Source organism: Streptomyces sp. NPDC015220 (assembly GCF_043079345.1).
GTDB lineage: Bacteria > Actinomycetota > Actinomycetes > Streptomycetales > Streptomycetaceae > Streptomyces.
In genome coordinates, this window is the sequence record NZ_JBIBUK010000045.1 from 1 (window position 1) to 17,216 (window position 17,216).

The 17,216-nt window shown below is 72.1% G+C and carries 12 protein-coding genes; 3 read left to right on the plus strand and 9 right to left on the minus strand.

The features are described from left to right. The 3 genes from ACF061_RS38760 to ACF061_RS38770 all read right to left on the minus strand — a co-directional run. On the minus strand, positions 1–3,648 hold a 3,648-nt coding region (locus ACF061_RS38760; RefSeq protein ID WP_392271723.1), incomplete at its 3' end, for a beta-ketoacyl synthase N-terminal-like domain-containing protein. Positions 3,649–4,367: 719 nt separating this feature from the next. After that, on the minus strand, positions 4,368–5,099 hold the full coding sequence (locus tag ACF061_RS38765; RefSeq protein ID WP_392271724.1) for a BTAD domain-containing putative transcriptional regulator: 732 nt from the start codon (positions 5,097–5,099) through the stop codon (positions 4,368–4,370). Between the two features lie 1,076 nt (positions 5,100–6,175). Further along, complete coding sequence (locus tag ACF061_RS38770; protein WP_392271725.1) at positions 6,176–7,489, minus strand: Cmx/CmrA family chloramphenicol efflux MFS transporter; 1,314 nt, start codon at positions 7,487–7,489, stop codon at positions 6,176–6,178. A 375-nt stretch (positions 7,490–7,864) separates the two neighbouring features. Between ACF061_RS38770 and ACF061_RS38775 the strand changes: the two genes are divergently transcribed. Further along, on the plus strand, positions 7,865–8,533 hold the full coding sequence (locus ACF061_RS38775; protein WP_392271726.1) for a YceI family protein: 669 nt from the start codon (positions 7,865–7,867) through the stop codon (positions 8,531–8,533). A gap of 593 nt (positions 8,534–9,126) precedes the next feature. Here ACF061_RS38775 and ACF061_RS38780 read toward each other — a convergent pair. Both ACF061_RS38780 and ACF061_RS38785 read right to left on the minus strand, forming a co-directional pair. Further along, complete coding sequence (locus ACF061_RS38780; protein WP_392271727.1) at positions 9,127–9,663, minus strand: DivIVA domain-containing protein; 537 nt, start codon at positions 9,661–9,663, stop codon at positions 9,127–9,129. Positions 9,664–9,712: 49 nt separating this feature from the next. Next, positions 9,713–10,819 carry a globin domain-containing protein gene (locus tag ACF061_RS38785; RefSeq protein ID WP_392271728.1) on the minus strand — a complete coding sequence of 369 codons (1,107 nt, stop codon included), beginning with the start codon at positions 10,817–10,819 and terminating at the stop codon, positions 9,713–9,715. Between the two features lie 1,140 nt (positions 10,820–11,959). Here ACF061_RS38785 and ACF061_RS38790 point away from each other — a divergent pair. Next, positions 11,960–13,033, plus strand: a complete 1,074-nt coding sequence (locus tag ACF061_RS38790; protein ID WP_392271729.1) for a sodium:calcium antiporter — start codon at positions 11,960–11,962, stop codon at positions 13,031–13,033. A gap of 59 nt (positions 13,034–13,092) precedes the next feature. Here the strand turns inward: ACF061_RS38790 and ACF061_RS38795 are convergent, their stop codons facing one another. The 3 genes from ACF061_RS38795 to ACF061_RS38805 all read right to left on the minus strand — a co-directional run bounded on the left by ACF061_RS38795 (position 13,093) and on the right by ACF061_RS38805 (position 15,313). Further along, positions 13,093–13,509 carry an ArsR/SmtB family transcription factor gene (locus ACF061_RS38795; RefSeq protein ID WP_392271730.1) on the minus strand — a complete coding sequence of 139 codons (417 nt, stop codon included), beginning with the start codon at positions 13,507–13,509 and terminating at the stop codon, positions 13,093–13,095. A gap of 443 nt (positions 13,510–13,952) precedes the next feature. Beyond that, complete coding sequence (locus ACF061_RS38800; RefSeq protein ID WP_392271731.1) at positions 13,953–14,363, minus strand: hypothetical protein; 411 nt, start codon at positions 14,361–14,363, stop codon at positions 13,953–13,955. Positions 14,364–14,626: 263 nt separating this feature from the next. Next, the gene (locus tag ACF061_RS38805) at positions 14,627–15,313 is read right to left on the minus strand and encodes a nitroreductase family protein (protein WP_392271732.1); all 687 of its coding nucleotides are present in this window, start codon (positions 15,311–15,313) and stop codon (positions 14,627–14,629) included. Between the two features lie 136 nt (positions 15,314–15,449). Here ACF061_RS38805 and ACF061_RS38810 point away from each other — a divergent pair, with 136 nt between their 5' ends. Continuing rightward, positions 15,450–15,953, plus strand: a complete 504-nt coding sequence (locus ACF061_RS38810) for an Lrp/AsnC family transcriptional regulator (protein ID WP_392271733.1) — start codon at positions 15,450–15,452, stop codon at positions 15,951–15,953. Between the two features lie 381 nt (positions 15,954–16,334). On the opposite strand, the gene ACF061_RS38815 is transcribed toward ACF061_RS38810, so the two are convergent. Further along, the gene (locus tag ACF061_RS38815; RefSeq protein ID WP_392271734.1) at positions 16,335–17,207 is read right to left on the minus strand and encodes a GyrI-like domain-containing protein; all 873 of its coding nucleotides are present in this window, start codon (positions 17,205–17,207) and stop codon (positions 16,335–16,337) included. Between the last annotated feature and the right edge of the window lie 9 nt (positions 17,208–17,216).

Sequence of the window (17,216 nt, forward strand, 5' to 3'; positions counted from 1 at the left end):
CGACCAGTCGACGTACGGTGTGGGTTCGTCCACGTGGAGGGTCTTGGGCAGGACGCCGTGCTGCATGGCGAGCACCATCTTCATGACGCCCGCGATGCCGGCGGCGGCCTGGGTGTGGCCGATGTTCGACTTCAACGAACCCAGCCACAGGGGCTGTTCGGCCGGGCGGTCTGTGCCGTAGGTGGCGAGCAGGGCCTGTGCCTCGATCGGGTCGCCCAGCTTCGTGCCGGTGCCGTGCGCCTCCACCGCGTCCACCTCGGACGCACCCAGCCCGGCATCGGCCAGCGCTGCCCGGACGGCGCTCTGCTGGGCGAGCCCGTTGGGCGCGGTGAGCCCGTTGGAGGCGCCGTCCTGGTTGACGGCGGAGCCGCGTACGACGGCCAGCACCCGGTGGCCGTTGCGCCGCGCGTCCGACAGTCGCTCCAGGACCACTATTCCGACGCCCTCGCCCCAGGCCGTGCCGTCCGCGGCGGCGGCGAACGCCTTGCAGCGGCCGTCGGGCGCGAGTCCGCGCTGGCGGCTGAACTCCACGAACATGCCGGGCGCCGCCATCACCGCCACGCCGCCCGCAAGCGCCACCGTGGACTCGCCGCGCCGCAGCGACCGTACGGCCTGGTGGAGCGCCACCAGCGACGACGAGCACGCCGTGTCGATGGTGAGCGCCGGGCCCTCCAACCCGTAGAAGTACGACAGCCGCCCGGACAGCACGCTGACGGTCGTGCCGGTCAGTACGTGGCCCTGCACCGCCTGGTCCGCTTCGTGCATCCGCGAGCCGTAGTCCTGGCTCATCGCGCCGATGAACACCCCGCTCCGGCCGCCGCGCAGCGCCGTCGGATCGATGCCCGCGCGCTCGAACGCCTCCCAGGAGGTCTCCAGCAGCAGCCGCTGCTGCGGGTCCATCGCCAGGGCCTCGCGCGGGCTGATCCCGAAGAAAGCGGCGTCGAACCGGTCCGCGTCGTGCAGGAAACCTCCCTCGCGGACGTAGGAGGTGCCGCTGTGGTCCGGGTCCGGGTCGTACAGCGCGTCGAGGTCCCAGCCCCGGTTGGCGGGGAAGTCCGAGACGGCGTCCGTACCCCGTGCCACCAGCTGCCACAGTGCCTCGGGGGAGTCCACGCCCCCGGGCAGCCGGCACGCCATCCCCACGATCGCGATGGGCTCGTCCCCGTCTCCCGCGTGGGAGGTTGCCGCTCCGTCCCGGCCGCTCCGCCGGGCCCGCTCCGTCCCGGCCCGTTCCGCCGTGGCCAGGGCCGCCCCCTCGCCCGTCGCGCCCAGCAGCTCCGCGTGCAGGTGGCCGGTCAGCTCGCCGAACGTCGGTCGTTCGAACAGCAGGGTGACGGGCAGGGGCAGCCCGGTCGCTTCGACGAGCCTGTTGCGCAGGGCGACCGCGGTGACCGAGTCGAATCCCAGTTCCTTGAACGGGATGCGGGCGTCACCGGTGTGCGCGCCGCGCAGCGCGACGATCTGGGAACGAACCAACTGCTCGACCCATACGCTTCGTTCGGCTTCGGTGAGTCGGGCGAACCGGGCTCGGGGAGTGTCGCTCCCGGTATCCGCGTCGGCGGTGAAGGGGTACGTCGGGAGTGTGATCCGCCGGGCGTCGCTGCCATGGAAGAGGGCGCCCCAGTCGGCGGTGCCTCCCCCTACGTACAGCTCCGCCAGCGCGGTCAGCAGGTCGGTCGGTCCGTCCTGTCCGCGACGGAGCGTGCCGACGACCCCCGCGGGGCCCTCCGCCTGGGTTGTCGCCGCGGTGTCCTCCAGCGTCTCCTGCACCCCGCCGAGCAGCACGGGGTGCGGGCTGACCTCCAGGAACATACGGTGGCCCTCGGTCAACAGGCCGCGCACCGCCTCCTCGAAGCGGATCTCCGAGGTGATGTTGCGGTGCCAGTACGCGCCGTCGAGTCCGGTCGTGTCGAGCCGTCCCCCCACCAGGGAGGAGTGGAACGGCACGGCCGCCGGGGCCGCCGTGACCGAGGCCGTCCCGGCGATCAGGGCGGTGGGGTCCACCGCGAGGTCCGGCGCGTGCGCGGCGAGACCGTTGCTCAGCTTCCTGGCACGGACGCCCGCGGCGGTCAGCGCGCCGACGAGTTCCGTCACGGCCGCGCGCTCGCCGCTGAACAGCACGGACCGCGGGCCGTTGCCGCCCGCGAAGTGCACTTTCCCCCGCCGGTGGTCCGCGTCGAGCCAGGGCCGCAGCTCGGCGCGGGACAGCAGGGCGGAGGCCAGGTCGCCCTCGCCCTCGGCCGCGGCCTGCATCCGGCTCCAGAGGGCCACGACCTTCGCGGCCTCCTCCAGGGTCAGCGCGCCCGCCACTTGCGCGGCGGCGATTTCGCCCAGGCTGGCGCCGACGACGGCGGCCGGCTCCACACCGCACGCGCGCCACAGAGCGGACAGCGACACCGTCACCGCGAACAGGACGGGCTGGACGACATCGACGGCTTCGAGTGCCGGTGCGCCCGGTGTGCCGCGCAGTACGTCGGCCGGCGACCACGGGACGTACGGCTCCAGCGCCCGGGCACAGTCCGCCATCCGGTCCCGGAACACCTCGGAGGCGTCCAGCAGGTCCAGGGCCATGCCCGGCCACTGGGAACCCTGGCCGGGGAAGACGTGGACCGCGCGGCCGTCGCCCGCGGAGCCCGCACCGGGTGCCGTGCGGAACAGCAGGGGGACGAAGCCGCCCTCGGCCACGGCCCGCAGCCCGCGTACCGCCTCCGCCCGGTCGGCCACGAGCAGCACGGCCCGCTGCCCGAACGTCGTCGTGCGGGTCGTCGCCAGTGACCACCCCAGGTCCGCCACCCGCACGTCCGGATCGGCTTCGACGAGCGCGAGCAACTCCCGGGCCCGCGCGGCCAGAGCGGCATCGGTGCGTGCGGACAGGACGAGCGGGACCAGCGGGGTGACCAGCGGCGACACGCCACCGAGCACGGTGCCCCGGTCGTCCCCTACGCCCGCTTCCCCCGCCGGCTCACCACCGTCGTCCGGCACCGCCGCGTCCAGAGTGCGCCCGTCGTCGCCGAGCGCCTCGACCGGTCCGAGGACGCGGTCGCCGGCCCGCCGGGCCGCCGACCGTTCGCGCAGCACCACGACGGATCCGGTGACGGAGCCGGCGAGGGCGATCTCGCACTCACCGCGGCGCAGGGCATCCGCAGCCGCGGCGGCCGCCGCACGGACCGGCAGCCGTGGACCGAAGGTCGTGCGGGGGCCCCGCGCCCAGCCGAAGACGTCGGCGACGAGTTCCGCCAGAGCGCCGGTCCCCCCGGTGGAAGCCCCCGCTTCCCCGTCCGGTGCGACGAGGAAGACACCGACGGCGGTGCCGGCCGCGCGCAGGGCGTCAGGCACGACTCCCGCGTCCTCCAGGGCCCCCCACACGAGGTGCAGTGCGGCCCGCTGTGCCGCGGGCGTCGTGCCGGGAACGGGGCGGACGGGGCCGAAGAAGTCCGCCGGCCCTTCTGGGGCCCACCGCACCCGTGCCCCGAGAGCGTCGGCCGCCGTACGCACGCGGCCGTGGCCGTCGGCCTTCCCGTGCGCGGCGTCGGGCGCTGTCCCGTTGTCCTCCGGGCAGGCCAGGCCGACGATCACGATCGGCGTGACCGTCCCGGTCGGATCTTCGGGGGCGCGGTCCGGCTCGGGCCACGGCGTTGTCTGGGACACGGCTCACTCGGCTTTCTCGTCGACTGGTCGACCTGTCTCGTCGTCCGGTCCCCGTCGCCTCGCACGCGACGGACGCGGGCTCGTGCTCGGCGGACGCGTGGCAACGGCGGCCGTGGCGCGTCCCACGGTCCTTCCGGGCCGGCGTCCTGCGCACCGATGCGGACCGCGCCGTTCCGGTCCGGGGCCGGACCCGGGCGTGGTCCGGGGCGATCGGCCGGCGGTCACCACCTCGTGGGGGATGTGCGTGACGGGTGCGTCCAGCACGGCACGAGCGGGGGCGACCTTCCGTCAGGTGAGTGGGCTACAAAATCCGTTCATGTTCTTCTCCCCCTGTGTGACATCGTGCTCTCGGCCGGGCGAGGGGCGCCGGGAGCGACCGCCGATCGTCTCGGCGACCGTTGTGACGCTCCATCGGTACCACCCTCGCGGCCTACGGCCGTCCGGTGCCCCCGCTCGATGATCGACACCTTGCCACGGAGGTCTTGATGGCATCTTGGAGTCGTCTTGGCGGCATCTTGGAGCCGCGGCGAACCGCCCTGCCAGAGCGGAGGGGAAAGGGCCGGAGCGGCGGAACGCGTTGAATTCCGGCCAACGGAAAGGCATCCCACCGAGTGACGCGTACATGACAATTCTGTTACGGAATTCGTCATTTCCCCGACCGCCGGCCGCCCCCTCGGGGCCGACGGTCCGGGCCGTACGGACAGGAGATCAGCGCGAGGTCATTCGGTGACGGGGTCGCCGCAGAGTATTCGCCCGAATAACTCCTGCAGTTCCGCGCCGGGATCGATGCCGTACTCCTCGGCGAGGGTTCTGCGCGTACGGTGGTAGGCGTCGATGGCCTCGGCACGCCGTCCCGTCCGGTAGAGGGCCTTCATCAGGAGCCAGCTGAACCGTTCACGCGTGGGGAACCTCAGGCTGAGCGCGGGCAGTTCGGCCGTCAGTACCGAGAGGTCGCGCTCCGCGGCGAGTTCCGCCTCCCACAGGTCCTCCAGGGCCAGCAGGCGCAGTTCCTCGTAGCGGGCGGCCACGTGCGCGCCGAGCGCGTAGTCGCTCACCTCCGGGTGCGCCCCGCCTCGCCACAGCGCGAGCGCGTCCCGGAGGGTGAGGCTCGCCTGCTGGTGGCGCCCGGCGGCCAGCAGCGCGTGCCCTTCGTGCAGCAGCCGTTCGAAACGGACCGCGTCCAGACGCTCGGGCTCGACCGCCAGCACGTAGCCGGCCTGTTCACGGCGCAGCAGGTTGTCCCGTTCGCGTGGCGGACGCTGTGGTTCCAGGATGCGGCGGAGATGCGAGACGTAACTGTGCAGACTCGTGGTGGTCTCGGCCGGTGCCCTTCTCGGCCATACCGCCTCGGTGAGCTGTTCCGCCGTCACCGGCTGCCCCGGTGTGAGGAGAAGGGTGGACAGCACCGCCCGTTGACGCGCGGACCCGAGATCGACCGGATGGTCGTGCACACAAACACCCAATGGGCCCAGGACATTGAAGTTCACTGCGTGACCCACGGCCAAGGTGACCCCCCTGGAGTTGCTGTGTAGGAAGTATTGAGCTGGCCGGTCGGCGGTACATCACCCACTGTTGCCGCCCGGTGTCGAAGGGAGATTCGATCCTTTCACAAAACCGAGTCCCCATTCGAGAGGGAACGGCCTGCGGTTCTTCACCGACCGGCGACTGTTCGCCGCCGGGACCGACGCGCATTCAGGAAGAAGCCTTGCCTGTCAATCCCCGCGAACTATGAAGTCCGTCCTATGCGGCCAGTGCCATGGCGAGGCCGGACCGGTACTCGTTCGTGCGGCCGATCGGGGTTCTCGAGCCGCACGCGCCGCGTGGTCCGCGGGCGTCGTGAAAGCCGGTGATCCGGGCGACGATCCGAATCGGGCCTCGACGCGGGAGCGGAAGGGGCGGCGGTGAACGTGCCGGACGGCCGGGCGGACCGGACGTCCGGCACGTCGGCGCCGCTGCGCGACAACTCGGCGGGCGAGCCTGCGATGACCATGGGCAGGTCGAAGCGGACGCCGGAGATCCCGCACGGTCCACTGAACGCGGGACGGTATCGCGTTCCGGCCTCCGCCCGGGACTGTGGTCGACGAGGCGGGCACGGCCGAGCGCCCGAACGCCGTGAAGGTAGGCGGTCTGCCGAGCGACCGCGGTCCGGCTGTCGCCGGCCTCGCCGACGATCTGCGCGATCGGCAACTCGGCTGACCGACAGGACCCGTCCGGGAACCGACCGCCCTGCGCGGATCCATTCGTGGATGCTGAGCAGCCGGAGGGACAAGTCGCCGATCCAGTAGCGCCCCGCCCGCCGCGCCACCACGGCTCTCCCTGGGCCCCCTACGAACCGGTGAGACCTCGAAGGGTCTCACCGGTCGGTCACGCCGATGCGATCGAGCGGCCGCATGCCGCATGCGGCCGCTCGATCGCATCGGCGCCGCGGTTCACGGATCGAGTCGAGAAAGCTCGACAGCGGCGGCGGCCGGGACTCGTCCAACGGCGGGGCCTGCCGCCGTTCCGAGGGCTGCCGGCGCAGTCTGTGTCAGTCGCGGCTGGGGACCGGCGGCAGTTCGGTCCGGTCACCGTCCGCACCGGCGCGGACGGTGACGACCGTGGCGGGCGTGGGTTCGCCGTGGCCGGCCGGCGTGTCCGTTCCGCGGGACGTGTGCCGCGCCGAGGCGCTGAGCGGCGAGGCGGTCCGTACGACCCGGGACCGGCTGTGCAGACGCAGCGAGACGCTCACCAGCGCGATCGCGACCGAGGTCATGGCCGCGCCCGCCCAAGCGGTGGAGGCGAAGCCGAAACCCCCGTCGATCACCGTGCCGCCGAGCCAGGGGCCCCCGGTGTTGCCCAGGTTGAAGGCGGCCGTCGTCGTCGCGCCGGCCAGCGTGGGCGCGGCGCCCGCGACGTTGAACATGCGCGCGTTGAGCGCCGGAGCCGTGTAGAAGGCGGAGAAGCCGAGCAGGAACGACAGCGCCACCGCGGCCGCCGGGCTCGACGCGAACAGCGCCAGGGCGACCAGCAGCACGGTCGAGGTGGTGATGCCGGAGAGCAGCACGCCGAACAGGTGACGGTCGGCGACCCGGCCGCCGACCGTCGTGCCGGCCAGCGCCCCGACGCCGAAGAGCGCCAGTACGGTCGGCACCCAGCCGTCGGCCAGCCCGGCCACATCGGTGAGCAGCGGCGCGAGGTAGGAGAAGGCGCAGAACACCCCGCCCGCCGCGAGCGCGGTCACTCCGACGGACAGCCAGACCTGCCGGTCCCGGTAGATCACGAGCTCGTCCTTCAGCCCGGAGTGCCGTTCGGGCAGCGGGATGCGCGGGATCCGGGTCAGCACTCCGACGAGCGCGATCGCGGACGCCGCGGCCACCGCCCAGAACGCCGACCGCCAGCCCAGGCGCTCGCCGAGGAAGGCACCGGCCGGCACGCCCAGGACGTTGGCGATCGACAGTCCGCCGATCATCACCGCCATCGCCCGGGCCCGGGCGGTCACCGGGACCATCGCGATGGCGACGGCCGCGCCCACCGCCCAGAAGCCGGCACACGCGAGGGCGCTCACCACCCGCGAGACGAAGAGGACTTCGTACGTCGGCGCCAGCGCGCCCGCGACCTGGCCGAGGCCGAACACCGAGATGAGGGCGACGAGCGTGACCTTGCGCGGCAGCCGCAGCGTCGCGGCCGCGAGCAGCGGCGCGCCCACCACCATGCCGATCGCGAACGCCGATATCAGCAAGCCGGCTTGGGGTATGGACACGTCCATGTCCTCGGCGATGGGCGGCAGCAGCCCGGAGAGCATGAACTCGCTCGTGCCGAGCGCGAACACGGACAGGCCGAGGATGTAGACGGCGAGCGGCATGCGAGGAGCTGCCGACGATGGGGTAGAGGCGCGCATGACAGGTGCCAACCACGCCTTTGCTCCCGTCATTCCCCGCGCCCGCCGAGGCGTGTCGGCGGGTCCCGGGCCGTCGTCGGCGGATTTCCCGCGCACCGTTTCGACGGCGGGCTGCGGCGGGCACCGCAGACCTCGGGCGCCCTGGACGGAACAGAGGCTTCCCGGACGTGATCCGCCGCCGCGTGCTCCGCCACCGGGACATCACCGTGCCGCGCGATCCCCTCGGCGGCCCCGGGACCGTATTCCGGCGCCGCCGACCTGTGAAGGTCTGCTGATGAAGCGACGGGTTTCTTGACCATGCCTTGCGGTACCGGTTGTCTTGACATAAGTACGTGCCCCATGAACCTTTTCGGTCGCAGCTCCGCACTCCGACACGCGGCGGCCCCCGCCGCCCCAGCCACGCCCGAGGGCGCGGTGCGTTCCGCCGTGCCGGCTACCGCCACCGCTGTCCTTCCCGATCCCGCCCTGTCGGCGCTGACCGGGGAGTGGATGATCGATCCCGCGCACAGCAGGATCGGCTTCTCCGTGCGCCACGCCATGGTGACGACGGTGCGCGGCGCCTTCTTGGAGTACGAGAGCCGGCTGCGCTTCGACGGCCGCGACCCGGCGCGCTCGCGCGCCGACATCGTGCTGCACACCGCCAGCGTCGACACGGGCGTCGAGCAGCGCGACGCGCATCTGGTCGGCCGTGACTTCCTCGACGCCGCGCAGTATCCCCGGATGACGTTCACCAGCACCGCTGTGCACCTCGCGGGCCAGGACGTCTACCAGATGAGCGGCGACCTCACCATCAAGGACACCACCCGCCCCGTCGTCCTGGAACTGACCTACATCGGTCATGTCACCGACCCATTCGGCTACGAACGTGCCGGCTTCGACGGCACCACCACGATCAACCGTTCCGACTGGGGCCTGACCTACAACGCCAGACTCGCCCAGGGTGGAGCCATGGTCAGCGAGAAGGTCCGCCTCCAGTTCGACATCGCCGCCATCCGCACCACCACATGAGGCCGGCTCCCCGCGCGCGGCCGGAGCACCGGCCGGTCGCGCCCCCGCGCGAGGCCGGCGTGCCGGGCCTGTCCCGTCGTCCTCGGCCGGCCGCTCGCCGGCCGAGGAGGCTCCCGGCGGAGCGCGCGTGGTCGCGGTAGGACCGGGCGCGGTCCAACGAGTCGCGGCGGCGTGGCGGTCTTCCAGGGCGTCGAGGGTGATCCGTCGCGGTGCCCGGCCGGCCGCCGTCCGCTCCAGGGGCGTGGTGCTGCGCGGTAGGGAAACCGTTCGAAGGCGCGGGGTGGCGGGAGGAGACCAGCCCGAGCGTGGTGTCGTCGGCCATGCGGACGCCGGGTGCCGTCGGTCCCGGGACACCCGGGGGAGGGACGTGTCGGGCCGCGAGGACGTCGAAGCCCACCGGGGAATCCGTCGGGTCTGCAGAGGTACCCGGCCAGGTGCGCGCGGGCGGTCCGGTCGAGGGACCGCCTGAGGCTCGCGCCGGGCGACACCGGCCCGGGGCGCTGCCGGGTCGCTCGGGCGGTTCAGCGGACAGCGCACCCGGGTGAGCGCTCGCCGCGCTCGGTGCCGGCGGCGGCCCGGTGCGGGTGCGTCGGTCAGGTGCCGTTCGGGGGTGCGGCGACGGTGGTGGTGGCGGTGGCGGTGGACGGCTGGGCGGGGGCGCGTTTGGCGGAGTAGGTGTCGGCGGTGACGGTCAGTGACTCCGCGAGCTGACGCAGATACGTGATCAGCCGCTCCGCCTCTTCCTGTGCGCCTTCCGCCGCCGGGGTGGCCCGTTCCCACGCCTGCTGCAGGATCGTCTCGGCCTGGGTACGGGCGGCCCGCACCATGTTCCGGGCTTGGTCACGGGCGGCGGTGACGGTTTGCTCCGCTGCCTGCTGGGCGCGGGCCTGCTGCAGCACGGCGTCCACGGTCGGAACCCCGGTGGGGCCGCTGCCGTCGCCGATGTTGTGCGCCCGGATCCAGTCCCGGTGGCGCTCCATGTCCGTCCGCAGCCGGTTGTTCTCCTCCGCCAGCGCCGTCAGGGCCGCCGCGCAGCGGCGCAGCGCGTCGTGCACCGCGTCTTCGCTGTAACCGCGCCGGGTCAGGGGGGCGCGGGGGAAGGTCATCGACCGCAGTTCCTCGGGATTCACCTGATGCTCCCCGAAAAGGTGTGCTCCTGTCCCGTTCACGTCTCTCCGATCACCGAGCGTCTTCGAAATGCAGCAGGTTGTGGGGTATGCCCGCGTTCGCCAGGTCGCGCACGGTCGCGGAGACCGTGGCCGGCGAGCCGCAGACGTAGAAGGAGCGCCCATGCCACGCGGCGGTACGCAGGACGGGGCCGGCGAGGCTGCGATTGTCGAGGGTGCCGGCGTCCGCGCCGACCAGCGGCGTGATGCGGAGCCACGGGTGGGCGTGGGCCAGTTGCCGTAGCGCGGGCATGTCGTACAGGCCGTAGGTGTCACGCGCCCCGACGAACAGGTCCACCTGGCGCCGGGACCCCTGCCGGGCCATTTCCTCGATGAGGGCACGCAGCGGGGCCAGGCCGGTGCCACCGGCGATCATCACCAGATCCCGGCCGCCGGACGGATGGAGTGTGAGCCTGCCGCCGACCGGGGCTCCCAGACGCAGCACCTCACCTTGCCGCAGTCCGTAGACCAGAGCCGGGCTGACCAGGCCGCCGTCGACGGCGCGCACGTGCAACTCGACTATCCCGTCGGCGCGCGCCGCGTTGGCCGGTGTGAAGGCCCGCCAGGAGCTCGGCAGCATCGGGGCCTCCACCATCACGGACTGCCCGGCCAGGTACGCCATCGGCTGGTCCAGGCGCAGCGTGAGGACCGCTACGTCGAAACCGCGCTGCTCGTGCCGCACCACCTCGGCGTTCCACCACGCCGGATTCGCCGCGCCGTCGGCCTCGGCGGCCTCGATCATGGTGCGGGCCACCAGGGTGTAGGCGTCGGTCCAGCCGCGCTGCAGCTCCGGGGTCCATGCCTCCCCCAGGAAGTACGCCAGCGTGGCCAGCAGCGCTTGCCCCACCGCCTCGTAGTGCTGCGCGACCACCTGGAACCTCCGGTGGTCGCGACCCAGCTGCCGCAGGTACGGGATGAGCCGGTCCGGGTCGTCCGCGTCCGCGACGATCCGGCCCAGCGCGGCGACGAGCCGGTCGCGCTGCGCGCCCATGGAGACCGGGAACATCGGCCGGACCTCCGGCGCGATGAGGAACAGGTACGAGTAGAAGTACCGCGGTACCTCGTCCCCCGACTTGCCGACCAGGGCGAAGGAATCTCTCAGCGCCTGGGAATCGCTCATGTCCGCCCTCCGATGACTGACACAGGGATGACCTCCAAAACGATCGGGAATGCCGGCCGACGGTCCGTAGGCCGAGCCGCGTACGGCTGCGCCAGCCCGCAGCGGCCCCGCGGACCGCGGGCTCGGTGTCGCCGACACGCCGTGGAGCCCCCTCCGGGGCTCCTCCGCGACCGGCGTCCACGCACCGTTCCCGCGAGGGCAACGATGGGGACCGGGCCGGACGCGGCGGGAAGTGCTCCCCACCGGCGCTGTGCGTCCGGCGCGACGCCGCCCCGGGTTCCGCACCACGCCCACCGGCGTGTCGGTGCTCCCCCGGTCGGCGGCCAAGGCGTCCGGAGCGGCCCACAGGCGGTCTCGCCGCTCCTCGTGGTGAGGGGCGAACCGCGGACGCGCACCGGGACGGTGGGCGGACAGGCGGCCGTCGAAGTGAGCGGTCACCTACGGTCCGTGAGGGGGGACGGTCATCAGGCCGCTCGGGATCAGCAGGAGATCAACGATCATGGCGGCTGACTGTAACCAGACGCGTGCGGATCGAACAAGTCACGCCCGAAATCGCAACCGGCCTGTTCCGCGCCCTTCGGGGACGACGCGCGCTCCCGTGTCCGGCCGCTGACGCCCCGGACGCGGCGCGAGGAGGCCGACTGCGCCGCCGCGTCGTCCCTGCCGAATCGCGGTCACCGAACGGCACCGCACCCGGCCCGGGCCCGTGGCGGCTTCCCGCGGTGAAGGACGGGAGGATCCCTCCGCGCGGCAGGCGAACGGCGGGGGTACTGCGGGCGTCCCGCTCCGCGGGGGCGCCCGCGCGTGCGGGAGGCGCTTTCGCGGATCAGCCGGGCGGACCCGTGACAGGCGGTGGGAACGGCGCGGCTCCGAGCGCGGGACGGGGCCTTGGGGACGCCGGGAGCAGCGTGTATGCTCGGCCGTCGCGAAGGGGAGTAGCCCTGAGACACCGGTCGTCGACACACTGGAGCCCAGCGTTGGGATCCCGGTGACCGGGCCCGTACAGCGGTGCGGGTGGGCGAGACCTTCGGCCCTTTGTCGACGACGTATGTCGTGCCGGCGGGGTCGAAGCTGCCGTCACCCCTTTCTCGTGCGGTCGTCCTCGAGCCCCGCCGGTGCGGGAAGGTTTGGACGAGACCTGTGATTCATTTTGTCTTGCTGATCGTCTGCGCGGTGGCGATCTATCTCTCCTGTGAGTGGTTCGTCAACGCTGTGGAATGGCTCGGCGAGCGCCTCAACGTGGGCAAGATGGCCGTCGGGACGATCCTGGCGGCGTTCGGCACCGCCCTGCCCGAGTCCGTCGTCACCCTGGTCGCGGTCACCACCGGTAGCACCGACGAGGCCAAGGACATCGGCGTGGGCGCCGCGATGGGCGGGCCGCTGGCACTGGCCACCGTCGCCTACGGAGTGACCGGCGCAATGCTGTTGCTGAAGCGCCGCAAGGAGCGCGGGCGTACCGCTGTACTGGTCGCCGCGGGAGGCGGCGCCCCCGGCACGGGCGTCCAGCCGGCCGCTGACGCCCGCCAGACGCTCGGTACCGAGAAGGACATGAAGCGGCTGGCGAAGGACCAGAAGTGGTTCCTGCCGATCTTCATCGTCAAGGTTGGGCTCGGCCTGGTCGCGTTCGCGTTCAAGCCCGTCCTGGGGCTGCTGTTCTTCGCCGCGTACGCGGTCTACTTCTGGCGGGAGATCCGCGGCGGCGAGGACGAGGACGGCGAGGAGGAGGAGCTGGAGCCGCTGAAGTTCCAGCCCAAGGCCGCCTCCCCGGCCACCTGGGCCGTTGTCGCCCAGACCCTGGCCACGCTGGCGGTGATCTTCTTCGCCTCGCAGCTGTTCGTGAAGCAGCTGGACGCCATCGGCCCGATGATCGGCCTGTCCGCTTCGGTGACCGCGCTGCTGCTGTCACCGATCGCCACCGAACTGCCGGAGATCATGAACGCGGTCATCTGGGTCCGGCAGGGCAAGACCAAGCTGGCGCTGGCCAACATCTCGGGAGCGATGATGATCCAGGCCACGGTGCCCTCCGGCCTGGGCCTGCTGTTCACCAAGTGGCACTTCGACGGCGCCCTGTTGTGGTCGGGACTGATCACCATGGCCGCGATCGTCTACCTCCTGCTGACCATGCGCGCCCACAAACTCACTCCCGCTCGTCTGTCGGTCGCGGCAGGCTTCTACGTGGTCTTCGCCCTCGGCCTGATCCCCATCCTCGGCTGAGCGCGCCCGCGGCGCCGGCCCGGACGGGCGGCCGGCGCCGCGAGCATCGCTCCGCCCCGTCAGCGTGCCGCGTCGAGCGTGGTACCGATTCGTTCCCGCTCGTCCTCCGCCTGGGCGGTGTCAGCTGCATCACTGAGCCCGAGGCGCAGGTGTTCGATGTGGTGGACCGCTTGGTCGAGGAGCTCGGCGACGTGGTTGTCGTACAGCGCGTACACCACCGAGCGGCCCCGGCGCTGCCCGACCACCAGGCCCAGATTGCGCAGCAGCCGCAGCTGGTGGGAGCAGGCGGACTGCTCCATGCCGACCTCGCTGGCCAGTTCGGTCGCCGCGCAGGGCCCCTCGCGCAGGCGGGAGAGGATCAGCAGCCGGGACGGGGTGGCCAGGGCCTGCAGGGTGGTCGCCACGCGGGCGGCACTGGTCGCGTCAAGGCGCGTGCACGGGACGGCGTTCTTCGCGGGAGCGGCTCCATGACCCATGAGCCCCATACTACAGACCACACATGAAAGATCGTTCATGTGTACATGTATGTGGATTGATTCCTCAGCCCTGTCTCTGACCGCGTTAAGGCTCCTGCCTGCCATGTCCTCCACCCTGATCGAGCGCCCCGCCCCCGAGGCGACCGTTCCCGCGGTGCCGTTCCACGGCGGCGCACACGGACGCCGGCGCTCCCCGAGGCCCGGTGGGCCGCCGCGGCGACGGCACTGTTCCTGCTCATGCTGCCGCTGCGACTGACCGGCGCCCCGGCATGGGCGTGGGGGCCGCCCGGGCCGCGCCGCCCACCTCGCCCACCTCGCGCGTCCGTCGCGGGCCTGGCCGGCGTGCGGCCCACCGACGGCCCGGACGCTTACGGCAGGACCGCCCGGCGCCATGACGGAGCACGCGCCGCCGAGCGGTCCTGGACGTCAGGACGGCGCGCCCGTCACTTCAGTTCGATCACCAGGCCGAAGTCGTTGCCCCGGTGCCAGCCGGTGACGATCTTGGGGCTGCCGTGCTTGTCGTCGGCCCAGCTGTAGAAGTGCTGCCAGGTCACGTCGTCGCCGTACCAGTGGTTGTAGTCGGTTTCCGCGTAGGCCTGCACGGCCTTGCCGTCGCGCTTGGTGTCCCACAGGTAGAAGGACCCGGAGGCGTACGACTTGCCGTTGACCTTCTTCGTGCACTCCATGTACTTGGCGGCTCCGCCCTTGATGTGGATCTCCTTCCAGCCGCTGCACTTGTTGGCGGTGATCCGGGCCTGTCCGACCGCCGGGGCGGCGATCGCGGCCGAGGGTGCGACGAGACCGACTGCCAGAGCCAGTCCGGTGGCTGCGAGGGCGAGTCGCTTGCGTGACATCACGTGAACCCTTCCCGTCGGCCGACGGATGACCCCCGTCGGGTCCCCCGAGTCCGTCGGCACGGCATCTCTCTGTGCCGTGTGACGTAGCGAGCGGGCAGCCGGTTCCGGGTAAGTCGCTCATTTTCGGACAATGCCGCGCTGGATATGGTGAATCGTTTCCTCTGGTATGCCCATCGCGCCCCGGCAGACCGTCCCGGAAGGGGGGAGCCGTCGGCGGTGGCTCGGGCGACGGCACGGTCGGGCCGCGGGGTCCGGCGGGGTCAGAGCAGGCTCGGGCTTTCGGCGGTTGCCTCCGCCAGCGACTTGCGCGCCAGGTCGGGAACCTCGCAGTCGGCCGCGGCGTAACCGATGGGGAAGAGGATGTAGGGCCGTTCGTTGCCGGGCCGCTGGCAGATCTCGGTGAGGAAGCCCATCGGGTTGGGCGTGTGCGTCAGGGTGCTCAGCCCCATCGCGTGCAGGGCGGCGATGAAGAAGCCGCACGCGATGCCCACACTCTCGTTCACGTAGTAGTTCTTGCGCAGGGAACCGTCCGGCATCGCGGTGCTCTTCTCGGCGAAGCAGACGACGATCCACGGCACCACGTCGAGGAAGCCCTTGTCCGAACTGGTTTCGAGGGGTGCGAGCGCGGCGCGCCACTCGGGCGGGATCCGGCCGCCCTCGTAATTGACCTGTTCCTCCTCCTCGGCGGCGACCCGGATACGGTGCTTGGTCTCGGCGTCGCCGATCACGGCGAACTTCCACGGCTGGAAGTGGGCCCCGGAGGGGGCGGTGTTCGCCGCGGCGATGGCAAGGTCGACGCACGTGCGCGGGACCGGCTCGTCGCTGAAGAACCGCACGCTGCGCCGACGGTCGAGGAACGACACGAAGTCCTTCCCGCGCCGGATCATCTCGACCTCGTCGTACCGGTCGGGCCGGTACGGGACGAACGGGTGGGTGTGCTGCCTCACGACTGCTCCTCGTGGACCGGGGGCCCACAGCGTGGGCCATGGACAGTCGAATAGGCAACAGATGCAGTATCCCCTTGCTAATCTGACAAGGAATGAGGCGTTCAAATGCCTTCGAGGGCGCAGATCGGCAGGTACGGTGGCACGGCAGGGACTCGACTCGCTCGACGGCCGGATGCTGCGCCTGCTCCGGGAGCGCCCGCGTGAGGGCCTGCTGGAGATCGCCCGCCGGCTCGGCGTCGCGCGCGGCACGTTGCAGGCACGGCTCGACCGGCTGACCGGCTCCGGAGTGGTGACCGGCTACGGACCGGACGTGGACGTCGCCGCTCTCGGCCACGTGGTCGAGGCGTTCACCACCTTCGAGGTGGACCAGCCGGCCCGTGCGGCCATCGTCGCGCGCCTGCGGGCCGTGCCCCAGATCCTCGAGGCCCACATCGTGACGGGCCCCGGCGACATCTGGTGCCGTATCGCGGGCACCAGCAACCAGCACGTGCAACAGGTGATCGACCATGTTCTCGAGGTACCGGGCGTCCGCCGCAGCACGACGGTCATCGCACTGAGCGCGGTCATCCCCTACCGGGTCCAGCCCCTGCTCGACGAGGTGGCCGGGCTGTCGGGGAATCCGGATGCCCGTCGAGGATGACCGATGACCGAGATCCGCTTCGACGGACGACTCGCCGTGCCCGTCGGCAGTCCCGCGGGTCACAGCCGCCGGTGATGCCGCGCCCCGGCCGGCCCGACGACATCCAGGGCGCCCGCGCCTGATCCCCCGCGGGGTCGCAGCGCCGGCCCTCGGCCCGGGGCCCTCGGGACCCGCCCAGCAGGGCCCCGGCCGGCCGCCACGCGATCGGACGCTCCCTTGGCGCGCTCGTCGCTCACCCCGTCATCTCGCCACCCCACCCCCTGACCGCGCCGCCCGAACTCGTAGTGCCCGCCGAGACGGTGCCACTGGGCCTCCGAGCCGGGCATCCGCACGTCCCGGGGGCCGGGCGCCTCGTCCCCGCGACGCTGCCCGGCGTCCGGCTCAGACCGTGGTGCGGGTCACCGGGATCCACAGCTGTGCCTCGGACCGCGTCGGGTCGTCCTGCGACGGGCGGGCGCGCAGGATCTCCGGCCCCGGACGGTACTCGTAGGGGTTGGACGGGATCCACTGGGCGGCCACGTCGCCCCACATCCGCTGCAGCGCCTGCGGGAACGGCCCGGTGTTCTCGAAGACGGCCCAGGTACCCGCCGGGCAGTCCAGGACGTCGAGGTCCTCGGGCGACTCGGCGGCAGTCGTCACCACGGCGTGGTAGTAGTCGAGTTCGCTGCCCTCCTCGAAACCGTCCGACAGGCGCACGGTCGCCGACACCACGCCGTCCGGCTCCTGGTCCGAGAGTCCGGCGATCCGCAGCATCGTCTCCGGCGGGATGCTCCGGACGTGCTCGGCGATGTGCGGGTTGACGCCCTGGTGGATCAGCGGGACGCGGGCCTTCTTGCCGACGACCCGGAATGCTTCCTTCTCCACGATGCGGTACCGCATGGTGCTGTTCCCTTCGACGGTGAGGCGGAAGGACAGCCGGGGCTGCGAGTTCAGGGCCGCGCCGGTACGCCTGGCCTCGCCGGGACCGACGCCGTGCACGGCGCGGAACGCCCGGGCGAAGGCCTCCCTCGAGGTGTAGCCGTAGCGGATCGCGATCTCCAGCAGGGCCGGTTTCCCAGCCAGCACTTCGGCCCCCGCGACGGTGAGCCGCCGACGTCGGATGTACTCCGACAGCGGCATCCCCGCCAATGACGAGAACAGCCGCCGGAAGTGGTACTCCGACGTGACCGTGATCCGGGCCAGCTCGGCCACCTCGATGTGCTGGTCGAGGTGGCCCTCGATGTGCTCCATGGCCTGGTTCAGCCGATCCAGCAACTCCGGCCT